Source organism: Aeromonas sp. MR16, from assembly GCF_022549315.1.
Taxonomy (GTDB): Bacteria; Pseudomonadota; Gammaproteobacteria; order Enterobacterales; family Aeromonadaceae; genus Aeromonas; species Aeromonas aquatica.
In genome coordinates, this window is sequence record NZ_JAKZFK010000018.1 from 43,274 (window position 1) to 58,937 (window position 15,664).

The following is a 15,664-nucleotide window of genomic DNA, read 5'->3' on the forward strand; positions in this document are numbered from 1 at the left end:
AAACATTACAAAATACCACCAACCAGGCAGCCAGCAGCATGTTGCACCACACAACAATACCTATTTAGTTATAGATCTGGTTTCAATCCATCACGGGTATGCCGGCCCTCTGCTCCGCCTGGCGGGCGATGGCCTCGGTCATCCCCTGGAAGATGAAGAGGTGGAACGGCAGCATGGCGAGCCAGTAGGCCAGCCCCCAGGCGCCCTGGGGATGCCAGTGGGCGGTCACCTTGAGCCGGGTCAGGCCGGATTCCTGCGGCAGTATGTTGAACTCCAGCCGCCCCACCCCCGGCGCCTTCATGTTGAACAGCAGATCCAGCCTGCGTCCCTCATCCACCCCGAGGATCTGCCAGGAGTCCAGCATGTCCCCCTTCACGAACTGCGCCGGGTTGGTGCGGCCCCGGGTCAGTGCCGGGCCACCGATCAGGTGATCCATCCACTCACGCACCACCCACAATTCGTTCATGTAGAAATAGCGCTGCTCACCGCCGAGCTGTTGCAACACCTGCCACACCACCTCGGGGGCGGCGAGGCAGTCGGCCTCCCCGCTCGCGGTGCGATCGTAGAAGCCGTACTCGGGATGGCGCCAGCGCAGGCCGAGCGGCGTCTCCTCCCCCTGCTGCTCGGCGCCGAGCTTCTGCTCCAGCGCCAGACTCTCGGTCAGCGCCTCGTCGAAGCTGAGCAGGTGCTGGGGCAGCAGCGCTCGCAGCGGGCCGTCGTCCGCCGGGATGTCGTGCTTGAGCCCGCCCACCAGCGCCTTGGCAATGGGTTGGGGCACCGAGGTGGCAAATTGCAGCCACCAAGCGGAGAGGCGGGGGCTCAACAAGGGGATGGGGATGATGGGGCAACGCTTGCCGATGTGGGCGGCAAACTTCTGCAACTGCTGCTGGTAGCTGAGCAGCTCGGGCCCGGCGGCGTTGAACACCTGGCCCTCCACTCCCTCGGCCTCCACCAGCCCGACCAGATAGTGCAGCAAATTGGAGAGTGCGATGGGAGGCGTGCGGGAGCGCACCCACCTGGGGGTGACCATCATGGGCAGGTTGAACACCAGATCCCGCATCACCTCGAAGGCGGCAGAGCCGGGCCCGATGATGATGCCGGCCCGCAGCTCCACCGTCGGCACCTCCGCCTCGCGAAACAGCTCGCCGCAGTGGCGACGGGAGTTGAGGTGGCGGCTGTTGCAGCGCTCCGGCTGGATGGCACCGAGATAGATGATGCGCCGCACCCCGGCGGCACGGGCGGCGGCGGCGAAGTTCTTCACCCCCTGCTGCTCCAGCCGGTGGAAACCGGCGCCGGCCCCCATGGCATGCACCAGATAGAAGACTGTATCGACCCCGGCCAGCGCCGGTGGCAGGGTGGCGGGTTTGAGGCTGTCGGCGAGACGAAACTCCACCCCCTCCGGCAGGCGGCAGGGACGGCGGGCCCCGGCGATCACCCGATAGCCCAGCCCCTGCAGATGAGGCACCAGGTAGGAACCTATGTAACCAGCTGCTCCCATCACCAGACAGTTTCTCATCGGCATTTTCCCTGTTTTGTCCGAACCAGGCATAAGGAGCCCGCTATCGGCAGATAGGGCACCAGATAAGAATCCATATGGTAGCCAGCCGCCCCCATCACCAGACAATTTCGCATCCGCTCACTCCCTGTTTTTCCCATTCACTTAGCGTCCCCTTCTCCCGCAAGGGGAGAAGGGAGAGTCCCACCATAGGGCAAAGCGTTGCAATACAGAACGCTGCGCAATAAAAAAGGCGCCCATTGGGCGCCTTTTTCAGAATTCTTTAGAAGTAAGATTACTTCTTGGCAGTCAGACCACCGAAACGCTTGTTGAACTTGTCTACGCGGCCGCCGCTAGAAACTTCTTTCTGCTTGCCGGTATAGAACGGGTGGCAGGCAGAGCACACGTCCAGGTTCAGATCTTTACCCAGGGTAGAGAAGGTATTGATGACGTTACCGCAAGAGCATTTGCAGGTGATGGCGACGTACTCGGGATGGATATTAGCTTTCATGGACAACCTCGATAATAGGCCGTGTCGCCATCCGATCTCTTGTCGGACACCACACGATTGTTGAACACAGTTTCAAAGGCTGCGAATAATATAGGAAATGCCTGAGATCAGGCAAGTAGCTTCGCAGAAAAAATAGGCAGCCCTTGGTGGATTCATCGCAAACGCTTGATCTGGTTCGTGTCGCAGTACCGGTGCCGTTACGCCGTCACTTCGACTATCTCTCCCCCCTGCCCCTGCCTGCCCCCGGTTGTCGGGTCGAGATCCCCTTCGGCCCCCAGACCCTGGTCGGCCTGGTGGTGGCCCATCCGACCGAGAGCCAGGTGCCGCGCAACAAGCTCAAGCCCATTAAACGGGTGCTGGACAGCGAGCCGGTGCTGGGGCCGGACATTCTGGCGCTGATGGCCTGGAGCGCCAACTACTACCAGCATCCGCTGGGAGAGGTGCTGCCCCACGCCCTGCCGGTGCTGGTGCGCAAGGGCGAGTCCGCCGCCTACCGGGAGCTGGAGTTCTGGTTTGCCACCGACGCGGGGATGGCAATCGATCTCAACGAACTCAAACGCTCCCCCAAGCAGCAGCAGGCCCTGGCCTGGCTGCGCAAGGGGCCGCAGACCCCGTCCGCCCTCAAGCAGGAGGAGATCCAGAGCCCGGCGCTCAACGCCCTGGCGAAGAAGGGCTTGCTAGAGAAACGCAGCCTGGAGCCGAGCCATGAAGGGGACTGGGCGACCCGTTTCGATGCGGGGGAAGGGCTGCGCCTCAATGGCGAGCAGGCGCTGGCGGTGGCCGCCGTCACCAGCCAGAGCGACAGGTTCGGCGCCTTCCTGCTGGATGGCATCACCGGCTCCGGCAAGACCGAAGTTTACTTGAGCATCCTCGAGCCCCTGCTCAAGGCAGGCAAGCAGGCGCTGGTGATGGTGCCGGAGATCGGTCTCACCCCTCAGACCATCAACCGCTTCCGCCGCCGCTTCCAGGTGCCCGTGGTGGCGATGAACTCCGCCATGAACGACAGGGAGCGGCTCGATGCCTGGCTCGCCTGCCGCGACGGTGGCGCCGCCATCCTGATCGGCACCCGCTCCGCCGTGTTCACGCCGTTCAAGGATCTCGGCATCATCATCATCGACGAGGAGCACGACGGCTCCTTCAAGCAACAGGACGGCTTCCGCTATCACGCCCGGGATCTCGCGGTGATGCGGGCCCATCGCGCCGGTATTCCCATACTGCTCGGCTCGGCCACCCCGTCTCTGGAGACGCTGCACAACGCCCGCACCGGCAAGTATCACCATCTTCACCTGACCCGGCGTGCCGGCAACGCCCAGACCGCCCGCCAGGTGATCCTGGACATCAAGAGCGTGCGGCTGCAGGCCGGGTTATCCCCCCAGCTCGAGCAGCTGATGGCGGAACATCTGGCGGCGGGCAACCAGGTGATGCTGTTTCTCAACCGCCGCGGCTATGCCCCGGCCCTTATCTGCCACCAGTGCGGCTGGAGCGCCGCCTGCGAGCGCTGCGATGCCTGGTACACCTGGCACCAGGCCGGACGGCGACTGCACTGCCATCACTGCGACAGCGTTCGCCCCCTGCCCCACCACTGCCCCTCGTGCGGCAGCAACGAGCTGGTCGGCTCCGGGGTCGGCACCGAGCAGCTGGAACAACTGCTCACCACCGTTTTCCCGCAATATCCTGTTGTGCGCATCGACAGGGACAACACTCGCCGCAAGGGAGAGCTGGAGACCCACCTCGGCGACATCAAGGCGGGCAAGTACAAGATCCTGATCGGCACCCAGATGCTGGCCAAGGGTCACCACTTCCCGGACGTGACCCTGGTCGGCCTGCTGGACGTGGATGGCGCCCTGTTCAGCGCCGATTTTCGCGCCGCCGAGAAGCTGGCCCAGCTCTACACCCAGGTGGCGGGCCGCGCCGGTCGCGCCAGCAAGCCAGGGCTGGTGGTGCTGCAGAGCCATCACCCGGAGCACGCCCTGCTGCAGGATCTGACCCAGAACGGCTACGGACACTTCGCCGACACGGCGCTCAAGGAGCGCCGCCTGCTGGGATTGCCGCCGTTCAGCTATCAGGGACTGTTCCGGGCCGAAGCCAACGGTCGCGACGAGGTGCAGCTGTTCCTCGGCCGCCTCGCCGATACCCTGCGTGGCGCCCACTACCCTCAGGTGCAGGTGCTGGGGCCCATCAGCGGCTTCATGGAACGCAAGGCGGGCAAGTTCCGCATGCAGTTGCTGGTACAGGGGCCTAACCGGACCCCGCTCGCGCAGTTGCTGGATTGGGTGGTCAAGGAGCTGGACGGCTGGCCAGAGACCAAGAAGGTGCGCTGGAGCCTGGATATAGATCCCACGGAGTTGAATTAAACCGCCGCCATCACGAGCCGCCAGCAGCGTTTTCCTTATCGTGCGTCTGACTACGCCGCTTCGCGGCTAATCAAACCTACGGATCTTGCGATAGTGCGCACCCGCCATGGCGTCTTTGCTCCCTTCTCCCCTCGCGGGAGAAGGGTTGGGGGATGAGGGGGAGAACCAGAACGCAACGAGGGGACCTTGGCCCCCTCGTTGTTTTTACCCCATGACGGCTCCGGCTTATTCGGCGGCCTGGGAGACCCCGGTCAGCCGCACCTCGACCCGGCGATCCGGGGCCAGACAGGCGATCATCTGCGCCTTGGCACCATCCGGGCAACTGCCCCCCGTCACCGGGGAAGATTCACCACGCCCCTCGGCACGCACCTTGTCGGCAAACAGACCCTTGGCGATGAGATAATCCGCCACGCTGCGGGCTCGTTGCTCAGACAGGGACTGGTTGTAGGCATCCGAGCCGATGCGGTCGGTGTGGCCGATCACCGTGGCCACCCCATCCTTCGGATTGGCGGCCAGGATCTGGGCAAACAGGTTGTCCAGTGCCTGGCTGGCCTCGGGTTTCAGGGTCGCCTTGTTGAATTCGAACAGCACATCCGAATCCAGGCTGAACTGCTTCTCCACCAGCACGGGGGCTGGCGCGGGTTCCGGGGCGGGCACGGGCGCCACCGGCTCGTCACCGATCTGGCCGAAGCGATAGAGCATGCCGACCGACAGCAGACCGTTGTCCATCTCTATGCCCGACTCCCCGGGAGAGGTTTTACCGAGCGGCGTGGTGTATTGGTACTCGAGGCGGGCGGCCCAGTCCTTGTCGATGGCGTATTCGATGCCCAATGCCCCCACAAAGGCGGCACCGTGGTAGCTGCCACTGTTCGACTCCGACAGAGAATTGAGGCCATCGTTGTACCAGGCATTGATGGAGCTGTCGGTCCAGGCATAGGCCCCTCCCAGTCGGCCATAGATATCCAGTGCCGAGGTCGCCGGCAATATGATCCGCATAGTGGCCTGCACCATCTGGGCCTTAGCATCGCCCTCCAAGCCGGAATCTATGCCATTGCCGTTGTAATGCCGGTCTATCTGGTACTTGCCGAGCCAGTCATACCCCAGCTCGACGGCCACATTGCGGTTGACCTGATAGCCCACGAAGGCACCCAGCCCCAGGTCATCGCTGTTCTCGTCCACCTTGGCGGCGTCCAGCATGTTTTCGATCTGGGAGTCGTAATCCACCCCGTAGTAATTGGACCAGCCGGCCTTGCCACCGACGTACCAGGTGTTGTCCTGAGCGGCGGCCTGCACCGCCCCCGTTGCCATCAGGCCGCCGACGAGCACGGCAAGCGTAGACTTGTTCATGATGAGCCCCTGCAATGAATTGTTATGACGCGTTGCGTCTCTCTTCCCTGACGAGGCCCAGAACCCAAGCCTCACACTGAGATTATCCCATCTGTCACTAGCCTCAAATGACAAAACTCTCGGGAGTGTGAGCTCGCTTACATTCTGAGACCAAGGCGGCCTTCTTCCTGATATTCAAGGGAATAGATCCCATTCGCCCAGTACCCTGTCGTCCTTTGATCATGGCTGCATTGCATATGCCAGACCATAATCAAATCCGTTTGACCCCCACCAGTCGTTCGGATAACATCCAAATAATAATGATGCTATCCGCATAGGAATGTCTCGATGTATTTATGACAAGGGGCATTTGATGGGATACGCCTCGCCTGTCAAAGAAAAATACCAATAAATGTCTAATGATTGGTTCCGTGCCTCGTGCGCGCCCAAGACAGCAGAATAAATATGACTCACTCAGCGGTGAAACTGTATTACACCATGAATCGATGACAGGCACCTGGACACATGAACTATCTGGAACGATTAGCTCCTATTTTATTTTTATTGATGTGGAGTAGTGGTGCCATCTTCGTCAAGATGGGATTGGAGAACGCATCTGTGTGGTCCTTCCTGACCCTTAGGGCTACAGGTGCATTTCTACTGATGGGGGTGGTCTATCTCTGTTTTAAAATAAACAGTAAAACAAAATTAACACCAAGCATACTTGCCAGAGTGGAGGTAACAGGCCTCCTGTTGCAAGTCTTCTACCAAGCCTTTTATTTCTTGTCCATTCGTTATGAACTCTCGCCGGGTCTGGTCTCCATCGTCCTCGGCTTGCAACCCATTCTGACCATATTGCTCGGTGGAGATAAGGCATCACCCTATAAACTACTGATTCTTATGATCGGCTTCTCAGGCCTGGGACTTGCGATCTTTGGAGCCAAAGATGTCAGTCATGTCACTCCCTTGGGTGTTATCTTTGCACTCCTCTCGGTAATGGCGATCAGCATAGGTTCTCTCTGCCAGAAGACGATCCCCATGACGCCACTGGAGTCAGGCATGATCCAGAATGGTTGTGCCTCCCTCGTCTTCGTAGCCACTTCCCTCGTTATCGGATGGCATGTGAACTGGACCCCAAACTTCGTCTTCTCCTTATCATGGATGATAGTGGTCGTTTCCACCGGGGCCGTATTACTGTTGTTCTATATGATCCAGAGAAACTCGGCGAGCAAGGTCAGCGTCCTCTTCTATCTGGTGCCAATATTAACCATGCTCTTTGATTTCATTGTTTTCGATACTGAAATTACAACAACAACTATTATGGGGGCACTAATAGTCATCGCCTCTATCAAGCTATTCAATCTACCAACTCGGCGCACATCTGAAAAAAGTGCTCTCGTGAAAATATAAAAGAGGGAAGTTGATACTTCCCTCTTTTTAATCACTTCATGCGTTCATCGCCACTCGCCAGGAACAACCTGTAGGCGGGGTCCTCGCTCACCTCCTTCCAGCCGTAGCCAATCTCGTGCAGGTAGTCGTGGAAGGCGGCCACGTCCTCGTCCGGCAGCTCGAAGGCACAGAGCACCCGGCCATAGTCGGCACCGTGGTTGCGGTAGTGGAACAGGCTGATGTTCCAGCGACAGCCGAGGGTCTCCAGGAAGCGCATCAGGGCGCCCGGCTGCTCCGGGAACTTGAAGCTGTAGAGACGCTCACCGAGGGGCCGGGCAGGGCGGCCGCCAATCATGTAACGCACGTGGTTCTTGGCCAGCTCGCTCTCTGTCATGTTGACCACGGGGTAACCGTTGCCACCGAGCTGATCGATGATCTGGCCGAGCTCCTCGTCGCCCCCGCTGAGGCGCACCGACACGAACAGGGAGGCCTGAGCCGCATCGGCGTAGCGGTAGTTAAACTCGGTCACCATGCGTGGGCCGAGCTGACGACAGAAGTCGAGGAAGGCACCCTTGCGCTCCGGGATGGTCACCGCCAGCATGCCCTCGCGCTTCTCGCCGATCTCGCAGCGCTCCGACACATAGCGCAGACTGTGGAAGTTGACGTTGGCACCGGAAAGGATGGCCGCCATCCGGCCGCCCTTGACCTGCTCCCGCTCACTGTAGGCCTTGAGTCCCGCCAGCGACAGGGCACCCGACGGCTCGGCGATGGCGCGGCAGTCGTCGAAGATGTCCTTCAAGGCGGCGCAGATCTGGTCGTTGGAGACGGTCACCACCTCGTCCAGATACTGGTTGCACAGGCGGAAGGTCTCCTCACCGATGCGCCTGACCGCCACCCCGTCCGCAAACAGCGAGACCCGCTCCAGGTTGACCGGCTCACCGGCCGCCAGCGCGGCCTTGAGGCAGGCGGAGCCCTCTGCTTCCACCCCTATCACCTTCACGTCCGGCAGCAGTTGCTTGATGTAGACCGCCACCCCGGCGGCCAGGCCGCCGCCGCCCACCGGCACGAACACGTGGGTGAGGTGGGTGTCCTGCTCCAGCAGCTCCTTGCCGATGGTGCCCTGGCCCGCGATCACCTCGACGTCGTCGAACGGCGGTATCAGGGTATAGCCCTCCAGCTCGGCGAGACGGCGACTCTCGCCGTAGGCCTCGTCGAAGCTGTTGCCAAACAGCATGACGTTGCCGCCCAGCCGGCGCACCGCATCGATCTTGATGTCCGGTGTGGTCTTGGGCATCACTATGATGGCCTTGATGCCGAGCTTGGCCGCCGACAGCGCCACCCCCTGGGCATGGTTGCCAGCAGAGGCGGCGATGACACCGTGATCCTTCTGCTCCTGGGTCAGGGTGGCGATCTTGTGATAGGCGCCGCGCAGCTTGAAGGAGTGTACCGGTTGCAAGTCTTCCCGCTTGAGGGAGACCTGGTTGCCGAGCCGCTCGGAGAGCTTCTTGAGGGTCTGCAGAGGAGTCACCCGCGCCGCCTCGTAGACGGGGGAGAGCAACACCTTGCGTAGATAATCTGCCGCTGAAACCATGTCCTATTCCTCCAGCTTGCTGAGATCGCGCCACACCAACCCCTTGTCGGCACAGGAGGAGGCGAGCAGCACTTTGCATAAATGATCTGTCGTCGTGCTCATGATCACTCCTCCAGCTTGCTGAGGTCACGCACCGCGCCCTTGTCGGCGCTGGTGGCGAGCATGGCGTAGGCACGCAGGGCGTAGGAGACCTGACGCTGACGATTCAGCGGCTTCCAGCCACGGGCCTCGACGGCGGCGCGGCGCGTGGCCAGCACGCTGTCGGCCACTTCCAGCACCATGCTGCGGGCCGGGATGTTGATGTTGATGATGTCGCCATCTTCCACCAGGCCTATGGTGCCGCCGGAGGCCGCCTCGGGGGAGACGTGACCGATGGAGAGGCCCGAGGTGCCGCCGGAGAAGCGGCCGTCGGTGATCAGTGCGCACGCCTTGCCGAGCCCCATGGATTTGAGATAGGTGGTGGGGTAGAGCATCTCCTGCATGCCGGGGCCACCCTTGGGCCCTTCGTAGCGGATCACCACCACCTCACCTGCCTGCACAGTGCCATCCAGAATGCCGGCCACCGCCGTGTCCTGGCTCTCGAACACCCGGGCCGGGCCGCGGAAGCAGAGGTTCTCCTCATCCACCCCGGCGGTCTTGACGATGGCGCCGTTAAGGGCGAGGTTGCCGGATAGCACGGCCAGGCCCCCTTCCAGGCTGTAGGCGTTGTCCAGCGAGCGGATGCAGCCCTCGGCGCGGTCCAGGTCCAGCTCGGGCCAGCGGCAGCTCTGGCTGAACGCCTTGGTGGTGCGGATGCCGGCCGGGCCGGCGCGATAGAAGTCGTGCACCGCCTTGTCATCGCAGCGGCTGACGTCGTACTGCTCCAGCAGCTCGTGCAAGCTGGTGCCGAGCACGTTGCGGGTGTCGCCGTGCACCAGCCCGGCCTTCTCCAGCTGGCCCAGGATGGCGACCACGCCACCGGCGCGGTGCACGTCTTCCATGTGGTACTTCTGGGTGGAAGGCGCCACCTTGCACAACTGGGGCACCCGGCGGGACATGCGATCGATGTCGGTCATGGTGAAGTCCACCCCGGCCTCCTGGGCCGCCGCCAGCAGGTGCAGCACGGTGTTGGTGGAGCCGCCCATGGCGATGTCCAGCGCCATGGCGTTCTCAAACGCCGCCTTGGTGGCGATGTTGCGCGGCAGGGCGCTCTCGTCGTCCTGCTGGTAGTAACGATTCGCCAGGGCGACGATGCGCTGACCCGCCAGCTTGAACAGCTGCTCCCGATCGGAGTGAGTCGCCAGCATGGAGCCGTTGCCCGGCTGGGAGAGGCCCAGCGCCTCGGTCAGACAGTTCATGGAGTTGGCGGTGAACATGCCGGAGCAGGAGCCGCAGGTGGGACAGGCGCTGCGCTCTATCTGATCGCTCTGGGCGTCGGACACCTTGGGATCGGCACCCTGGATCATGGCGTCCACCAGATCCAACTTGATGATCTGATCCGACAGCTTGGTCTTGCCCGCCTCCATGGGGCCGCCGGAGACGAAGATCACCGGGATGTTGATGCGCAGGGCGGCCATCAGCATCCCCGGGGTGATCTTGTCGCAGTTGGAGATGCAGACCATGGCGTCGGCGCAGTGGGCGTTGACCATGTACTCCACGGAGTCGGCGATCAATTCGCGGGAGGGCAGCGAATAGAGCATGCCGCCGTGGCCCATGGCGATGCCGTCATCCACGGCTATGGTGTTGAACTCCTTGGCGACGCCACCGGCCGCCTCGATCTCCCGGGCCACCAGCTGGCCGAGATCCTTGAGGTGCACGTGACCGGGCACGAACTGGGTAAAGGAGTTGACCACGGCGATGATGGGCTTGCCGAAATCCTGGTCGGTCATGCCGGTGGCGCGCCAGAGGGCACGGGCCCCGGCCATGTTACGTCCGTGGGTGGTGGTGGCGGATCTCAACTTCGGCATTGTCTCTACTCCCTGAATACATGAGCCCGGTTGGGCAAATTAGTGATGCAAAACTGTCACTGCAAATCGGTTGTGGCAAAGGATCTGCCCTTGCCACAGCCGACTCTGGTCTGAGAGCGGGCGACGGATCGCCCGCTCAGCCTTCGGTCAGTCGTTGACCGGGGTCAGCCAGCCCCACTTGTCCTCGGTCTGGCCGTTGCATGGGGGCAAATGCTGCCCCGCTGATTCAATCGTTAACTGGGGTCAACCAGTTCCATTTGTCCTCGGTCTGACCGTTGAACAGGCCGAAGAAGGCATTCTGCAACTGCTCGGTCACCGGGCCACGGCTGCCAGCGCCCACCTTCATCCGATCGACGGAACGCACCGGGGTCACCTCGGCGGCGGTGCCGGTCATGAAGATCTCGTCCGCCACGTACAGGGCTTCGCGCGGCAGCGCCTGCTCGCGCACCTCATAGCCCAGATCTTTAGCCAGCGTCATTATGGTGTCGCGGGTGATGCCGGGCAGGATGGCGGCGGTGGCGGGCGGGGTGAACAGCACGCCGTTCTTCACCAGGAACAGGTTCTCCCCCGCCCCCTCGCTCAGGTAGCCGTTCACGTCCAGCGCCAGCCCCTCGGCGAAGCCGTTGCGCTTGGCCTCCCTGCTGATCAGCTGGGATGAGAGATAGTTGCCGCCGGCCTTGGCACCGGTGGGGATGGTGTTGGGCGCGAGCCGGCTCCAGGAGGTGACGCACACATCCACCCCGTTTTTGAGCCCCTCCTCGCCGAGGTAGGCGCCCCAGGGCAGGGCTGCGACCATGAGATCCGCCTTGGCATCCAGCGGCGGATGCAGCCCCAGCCCCACGTTGCCGACAAAGGCCAGCGGACGCAGATAGCCTCTTTTGAGGCCGTTCTCGCGCACCACGGTGCGGCAGGCGTCATTCACCTCGGCCTCGCTGTAGGGCACGTCCATCCAGTAGATCCTGGCGGAGTCGAACAGGCGGCGGGTGTGCTCCTGCAGACGGAAGATGCAGGTCCCCTTGGGGGTATCGTAGGCACGCACCCCCTCGAACACCGAGGAGCCGTAGTGCAGGGCGTGGCTCATGACGTGGACCTGGGCATCTTGCCAGGGCACCAGTTTGCCGTTGAACCAGATGTATTGAGGATGGGAAGGCTGTGACATTGGCTTTGCTCCTTAAGCGCTGATCCGGGGCTGCTGTTCCAGTGCATCGACCCGGGAGACGTCCACCAGCTTGACCAGCTGGCTCCACAACTGCTGGATGGGACGCACCGACTCGACAGTAACCGTGATCCGCAGCTGTTGGCAATCCTGCTCCGCTCTCGTTTCCATAGTGAGGGCGCAGAGGGCGAAGCCGCGGTGGCGCACCACCCGCAGCACCCGCTCCATCACTTCGGGTCTCGGCTGGGCGTGAATATGCAATGTGTGCTGGTTCATGGGCGTTGCTCCATCATCTTGTGGTTGGCGACTCCTGGTGGCACCAGGGGCCAGACGTTTTCTTCCTCTGAAATCGCGACATGCAGCAGGTAGGCGCTCTCGCTCGCCAGCAGACGGCCCAGCGCCGGCGCTATCTCCGCCTTGCAGCTGATGGTCTCGCCGGGGATGCCGAACGCGGCGGCCAGGGCGATGAAATCCGGGTTGTCCGAGAGTATGGTCTCGCTGTAGCGGCCGTCGAAGAACAGCTCCTGCCACTGGCGCACCATGCCGAGACGCTGGTTGTCGATCAGCACCATTTTCACCTTGAGCTGGGCGCGGCGTATGGTGCCGAGCTCCTGCACATTCATCATGAAGGAGCCGTCACCGCTCACCAGCACCACCTCATCATCCGGCCGCGACATCTTGGCGCCGATGGCGGCGGGCAGGCCGAAGCCCATGGTGCCGAGGCCGGCGCTGGAGAGATGGTTGCGCGGGCTGGTGAAGCGCATGTGCTGGGCCACCCACATCTGGTGCTGGCCCACATCGCAGGCCACCACGCTGCTCTCGGGCAGACGCTCGGAGAGCTGCTTGAGCAGGGCCGGGGCGTAGATGGGCTGGCCGGGGTGGTCGTAGCGAAACGCATATTCCCGTGCCATGGCGGCGCAGTGCTCACGCCAGGGGGCGATGTCGAGGGCCATGGCCAGCGCCGGCAGCACCAGCCTCAGATCCGTGGTGATGCCCACCTCGGCGGCGCGTCGCTTGCCGAACTCGGCGGCGTCCACGTCCAGATGGACCACCCTGGCGTGGGGGGCGAACTCGTCCAGCTTGCCGGTCACCCGATCATCGAAACGGGCGCCCACCACCAGCAGCAGATCGCACTGCTGCACCGCGTAGTTGGCGGCCTTGGTGCCGTGCATGCCGAGCATGCCGAGATAGACGGGGCTGTCGGGATCCAGCGCCCCTATCCCCTTGAGGGTGGTGACCGCCGGCATGCCGCTGGCGGCGGCAAACTCGCGCAGCTCGGCCTCGGCATTGGCCATGCCGACCCCGCCCCCGACGTAGAGCACGGGGCGCTCGGCGGCCGCCAGCAGGGCGCGGGCGGCGCCGATCTCGGCCGGGTTGAGGGCCTCCGGCTCCACCACCGCAAACAGCGGGCTCAGGGCAGGCACGGTGGCCAGCTGGATATCCTTGGGAAAATCGATGAGCACGGGACCGGGGCGGCCTTCGGTAGCGATGGCGAAGGCTTCGGCCAGCACACGCCCCAAGTCGGCGGGGTCGGTGACCATGAAGGAGTGCTTGGTGCAGGAGAGGGACATGCCAAGTACATCCACCTCCTGGAAGGCATCGGTGCCCACCGCGGCGCAAGCTACCTGGCCACTGATGGCCACCAGCGGCACCGAGTCGAGCAGCGCCTCCGCCAGGCCGGTCACCAGGTTGGTGGCACCGGGGCCCGAGGTGGCGATGCAGACCCCCACCCGGCCGGAGGCGCGGGCATAGCCCACCGCCGCCATGGCGGCACCCTGCTCGTGGCGGCAGAGCTGATGGGCCAGACCACCGTCATACAGGGCATCGTAGACCGGCATGATGGCCCCGCCCGGGTAACCAAACACCTGGGTCACACCCTGTTTCTTGAGAGCCTGTACCAAAAACTGCGCGCCGTTCATGTGGAAATCCTGTCCTTTGGTCGAAAAAAAACCCCCGAGCCGTGAGGCTCGGGGGTCGCTTGTTTCGTTCTGTCCGGTGGTGGGTCTATCCCTTGTTCCGTGCAGCTAAACGAGCCCCGAGCGGTGAGATAATAATCACCACTAGGACCACAATAATGCTGACGAAACGGGAGGCCATGTTCATAGTTACAACCGGAAATCCTGTGAAATGGGGGCGGTTTGCACCGCGAATGGCTATTAGAACTAGCACGGTGATTTTTATTGGGCAAGCGTTTTTAGCTGACAAGACTCTGATTTCAAGCGCGCCGACGGCCTCTGACTGGCACAAAAAACTAATAAAAAACGGTTAACCAGCACATACATCAAACCAAGGACGGGATTTATGTCATTAGCTGTGGTTTATAGCCGTGCCAGCCTGGGGATCGCGGCGCCGCAAGTCACGGTAGAAGTCCATTTATCCAACGGGTTGCCCGCCTTCAACATGGTGGGATTACCGGAAACCTCGGTGAAGGAGTCGCGGGATCGGGTGCGCAGCGCCCTGCTCAACGGCAACTTCGAGTTCCCGAGCAAGCACATCACGGTCAACCTGGCCCCCGCCGATCTGCCCAAGGAGGGGGGCCGTTTCGATCTGGCCATCGCCATCGGCATTCTCGCCGCTTCCAAGCAGATACCGGCAAAATACCTGCTCGATCATGAATTTTTGGGGGAGCTGGCCCTGACCGGCGAGATCCGTCCCGTGCTCGGGGTGCTGCCCGCGGTGCTCGCCTGCCGCGATGCGGGCCGCACCCTGCTGGTGCCGCGGGAGAACGGCCCCGAGGCCTCGCTCATCCAGGATGCGGAGGTGCGCACCGCCCATCAGTTGCTGGCGGTGACAGCCTGGTTGGCGGGCCAGTACGAGCTGCCGCTGCCGGAGCCCCAAAGCACGGAGACGCTGCCCGACGTGCCGGATCTGCAGGACGTGATCGGCCAGTCCCAGGCCAAGCGGGCGCTGGAGATCGCCGCCGCCGGCAGCCACAACCTGCTGTTCATAGGCCCCCCCGGCACCGGCAAGAGCATGCTGGCGAGCCGCTTGCCCGGCATCTTGCCGCCGCTGAGCGAGCAGGAGGCGCAGCAGACCGCCGCCATCCACTCCATCGGCGGACTCACCCCCCGGGTCGGCCACTGGCACCACAGGCCCTATCGCACGCCCCATCACAGCGCCTCCGCCGTGGCCCTGGTGGGAGGAGGCAGCCACCCGAGACCCGGCGAGATCTCGCTGGCTCACAACGGGGTGCTGTTTCTCGACGAGCTGCCGGAGTTCGAGCGCAAGGTGCTCGACTCCCTGCGCGAGCCGCTGGAGACCGGCCACATCACCATCAGCCGGGCCGCCAGACAGGTGGATTTCCCCGCCCGCTTCCAGCTGATCGGCGCCATGAATCCCAGCCCCTGCGGCCACTATGGGGACGGCCAGACCCGCTCCAGCCCGGATCAGATCCTGCGCTATCTCGGCAAGCTCTCAGGTCCCTTCCTGGATCGCTTCGATCTGACGGTGGAGGTACCGCTGCTGCCCAAGGGCAGCCTCACCGGCAAGGCGGAGCGCGGTGAGCCGAGCCGCCAGATCCGGGAGCGGGTGCTGGCGGCGCGGGAGCGGATGCTGAGCCGCAATGGCAAGCTCAACAACCTGCTTGATAGCCGTGAGATCGAAGATATTTGCCGACTATCGCCGCAAGATGCCGAGTTTCTGGAGAGCGCCATCCAGAAGCTGGGGCTCAGCATCCGGGCCTGGCACCGCATACTGCGGGTGTCGCGCACCATAGCGGATCTGGCGGGCCGGCCCGCCATCGAGAAGGAGCACCTGATCGAGGCGCTCGGCTACAGGGCCATGGATCGGCTGCTCTCCCGCCTGCGCAGCGGCTGAATGACTGGGATTATGGGAAAGTGAGTCCTATGTGGTCCGTGGCTGCCAGACATGGTTTAGCGCGCCATCGGCTGATATTA

11 protein-coding genes are annotated in these 15,664 nt (G+C 62.9%); 3 read left to right on the forward strand and 8 right to left on the reverse strand.

Annotated elements, in window-relative coordinates; genetic code table 11:
* Positions 1 to 82: 82 nt before the first annotated feature.
* Positions 83 to 1,516: a DUF2867 domain-containing protein gene (locus tag MM194_RS13975; RefSeq protein ID WP_241343885.1), complete on the reverse strand. Its 1,434-nt coding sequence runs from the start codon at positions 1,514 to 1,516 to the stop codon at positions 83 to 85.
* 274 nt (positions 1,517 to 1,790) lie between these two features.
* Positions 1,791 to 2,006 carry a 50S ribosomal protein L31 gene (rpmE, locus tag MM194_RS13980; RefSeq protein ID WP_033129027.1) on the reverse strand — a complete coding sequence of 72 codons (216 nt, stop codon included), beginning with the start codon at positions 2,004 to 2,006 and terminating at the stop codon, positions 1,791 to 1,793.
* A gap of 146 nt (positions 2,007 to 2,152) precedes the next feature.
* Here rpmE and priA point away from each other — a divergent pair, with 146 nt between their 5' ends.
* Positions 2,153 to 4,360: a primosomal protein N' gene (gene priA, locus MM194_RS13985; protein WP_033129050.1), complete on the forward strand. Its 2,208-nt coding sequence runs from the start codon at positions 2,153 to 2,155 to the stop codon at positions 4,358 to 4,360.
* 225 nt (positions 4,361 to 4,585) lie between these two features.
* Here the strand turns inward: priA and ompA are convergent, their stop codons facing one another.
* Complete coding sequence (gene ompA / locus MM194_RS13990) at positions 4,586 to 5,707, reverse strand: porin OmpA (protein WP_033129051.1); 1,122 nt, start codon at positions 5,705 to 5,707, stop codon at positions 4,586 to 4,588.
* Between the two features lie 504 nt (positions 5,708 to 6,211).
* Here ompA and MM194_RS13995 point away from each other — a divergent pair.
* Positions 6,212 to 7,096, forward strand: coding sequence for a DMT family transporter (locus MM194_RS13995; protein WP_241343886.1), 885 nt, complete (start codon positions 6,212 to 6,214; stop codon positions 7,094 to 7,096).
* A gap of 31 nt (positions 7,097 to 7,127) precedes the next feature.
* Here the strand turns inward: MM194_RS13995 and ilvA are convergent, their stop codons facing one another.
* The 5 genes from ilvA to ilvG form a co-directional block, all read right to left on the reverse strand.
* The gene (ilvA, locus tag MM194_RS14000) at positions 7,128 to 8,666 is read right to left on the reverse strand and encodes a threonine ammonia-lyase, biosynthetic (RefSeq protein ID WP_241343887.1); all 1,539 of its coding nucleotides are present in this window, start codon (positions 8,664 to 8,666) and stop codon (positions 7,128 to 7,130) included.
* Between the two features lie 104 nt (positions 8,667 to 8,770).
* Positions 8,771 to 10,612, reverse strand: coding sequence for a dihydroxy-acid dehydratase (gene ilvD, locus MM194_RS14005; RefSeq protein WP_241343888.1), 1,842 nt, complete (start codon positions 10,610 to 10,612; stop codon positions 8,771 to 8,773).
* A 226-nt stretch (positions 10,613 to 10,838) separates the two neighbouring features.
* Positions 10,839 to 11,771 (reverse strand): branched-chain amino acid transaminase, encoded by a 933-nt coding sequence (locus tag MM194_RS14010; protein ID WP_241343889.1) that lies wholly within the window; start codon positions 11,769 to 11,771, stop codon positions 10,839 to 10,841.
* A 12-nt stretch (positions 11,772 to 11,783) separates the two neighbouring features.
* A complete protein-coding gene (gene ilvM / locus MM194_RS14015) occupies positions 11,784 to 12,044 on the reverse strand; it encodes an acetolactate synthase 2 small subunit (protein WP_241343890.1) in 261 nt (86 codons plus the stop codon).
* Positions 12,041 to 13,687 carry an acetolactate synthase 2 catalytic subunit gene (ilvG, locus tag MM194_RS14020; protein WP_241343891.1) on the reverse strand — a complete coding sequence of 549 codons (1,647 nt, stop codon included), beginning with the start codon at positions 13,685 to 13,687 and terminating at the stop codon, positions 12,041 to 12,043. The genes ilvM and ilvG overlap by 4 nt, the downstream gene beginning before the upstream one ends.
* Positions 13,688 to 14,069: 382 nt before the next feature.
* On the opposite strand from ilvG, the gene MM194_RS14025 reads away from it, so the two are divergent.
* The gene (locus MM194_RS14025; protein WP_042654435.1) at positions 14,070 to 15,584 is read left to right on the forward strand and encodes a YifB family Mg chelatase-like AAA ATPase; all 1,515 of its coding nucleotides are present in this window, start codon (positions 14,070 to 14,072) and stop codon (positions 15,582 to 15,584) included.
* The last annotated feature ends 80 nt before the right edge of the window (positions 15,585 to 15,664 follow it).

Excerpts from the sequence above, each read along its gene's own strand:
- ilvG (WP_241343891.1), bottom strand. The coding sequence starts at position 13,687 with ATGAACGGCGCGCAGTTTTTGGTACAGGCTCTCAAGAAACAGGGTGTG.
- ilvM (WP_241343890.1), bottom strand. The coding sequence starts at position 12,044 with ATGAACCAGCACACATTGCATATTCACGCCCAGCCGAGACCCGAAGTG.
- ilvA (WP_241343887.1), bottom strand. The coding sequence starts at position 8,666 with ATGGTTTCAGCGGCAGATTATCTACGCAAGGTGTTGCTCTCCCCCGTC.
- ilvD (WP_241343888.1), bottom strand. The coding sequence starts at position 10,612 with ATGCCGAAGTTGAGATCCGCCACCACCACCCACGGACGTAACATGGCC.
- MM194_RS13975 (WP_241343885.1), bottom strand. The coding sequence starts at position 1,516 with ATGAGAAACTGTCTGGTGATGGGAGCAGCTGGTTACATAGGTTCCTAC.
- MM194_RS14010 (WP_241343889.1), bottom strand. The coding sequence starts at position 11,771 with ATGTCACAGCCTTCCCATCCTCAATACATCTGGTTCAACGGCAAACTG.
- MM194_RS14025 (WP_042654435.1), top strand. The coding sequence starts at position 14,070 with ATGTCATTAGCTGTGGTTTATAGCCGTGCCAGCCTGGGGATCGCGGCG.
- rpmE (WP_033129027.1), bottom strand. The coding sequence starts at position 2,006 with ATGAAAGCTAATATCCATCCCGAGTACGTCGCCATCACCTGCAAATGC.
- MM194_RS13995 (WP_241343886.1), top strand. The coding sequence starts at position 6,212 with ATGAACTATCTGGAACGATTAGCTCCTATTTTATTTTTATTGATGTGG.
- ompA (WP_033129051.1), bottom strand. The coding sequence starts at position 5,707 with ATGAACAAGTCTACGCTTGCCGTGCTCGTCGGCGGCCTGATGGCAACG.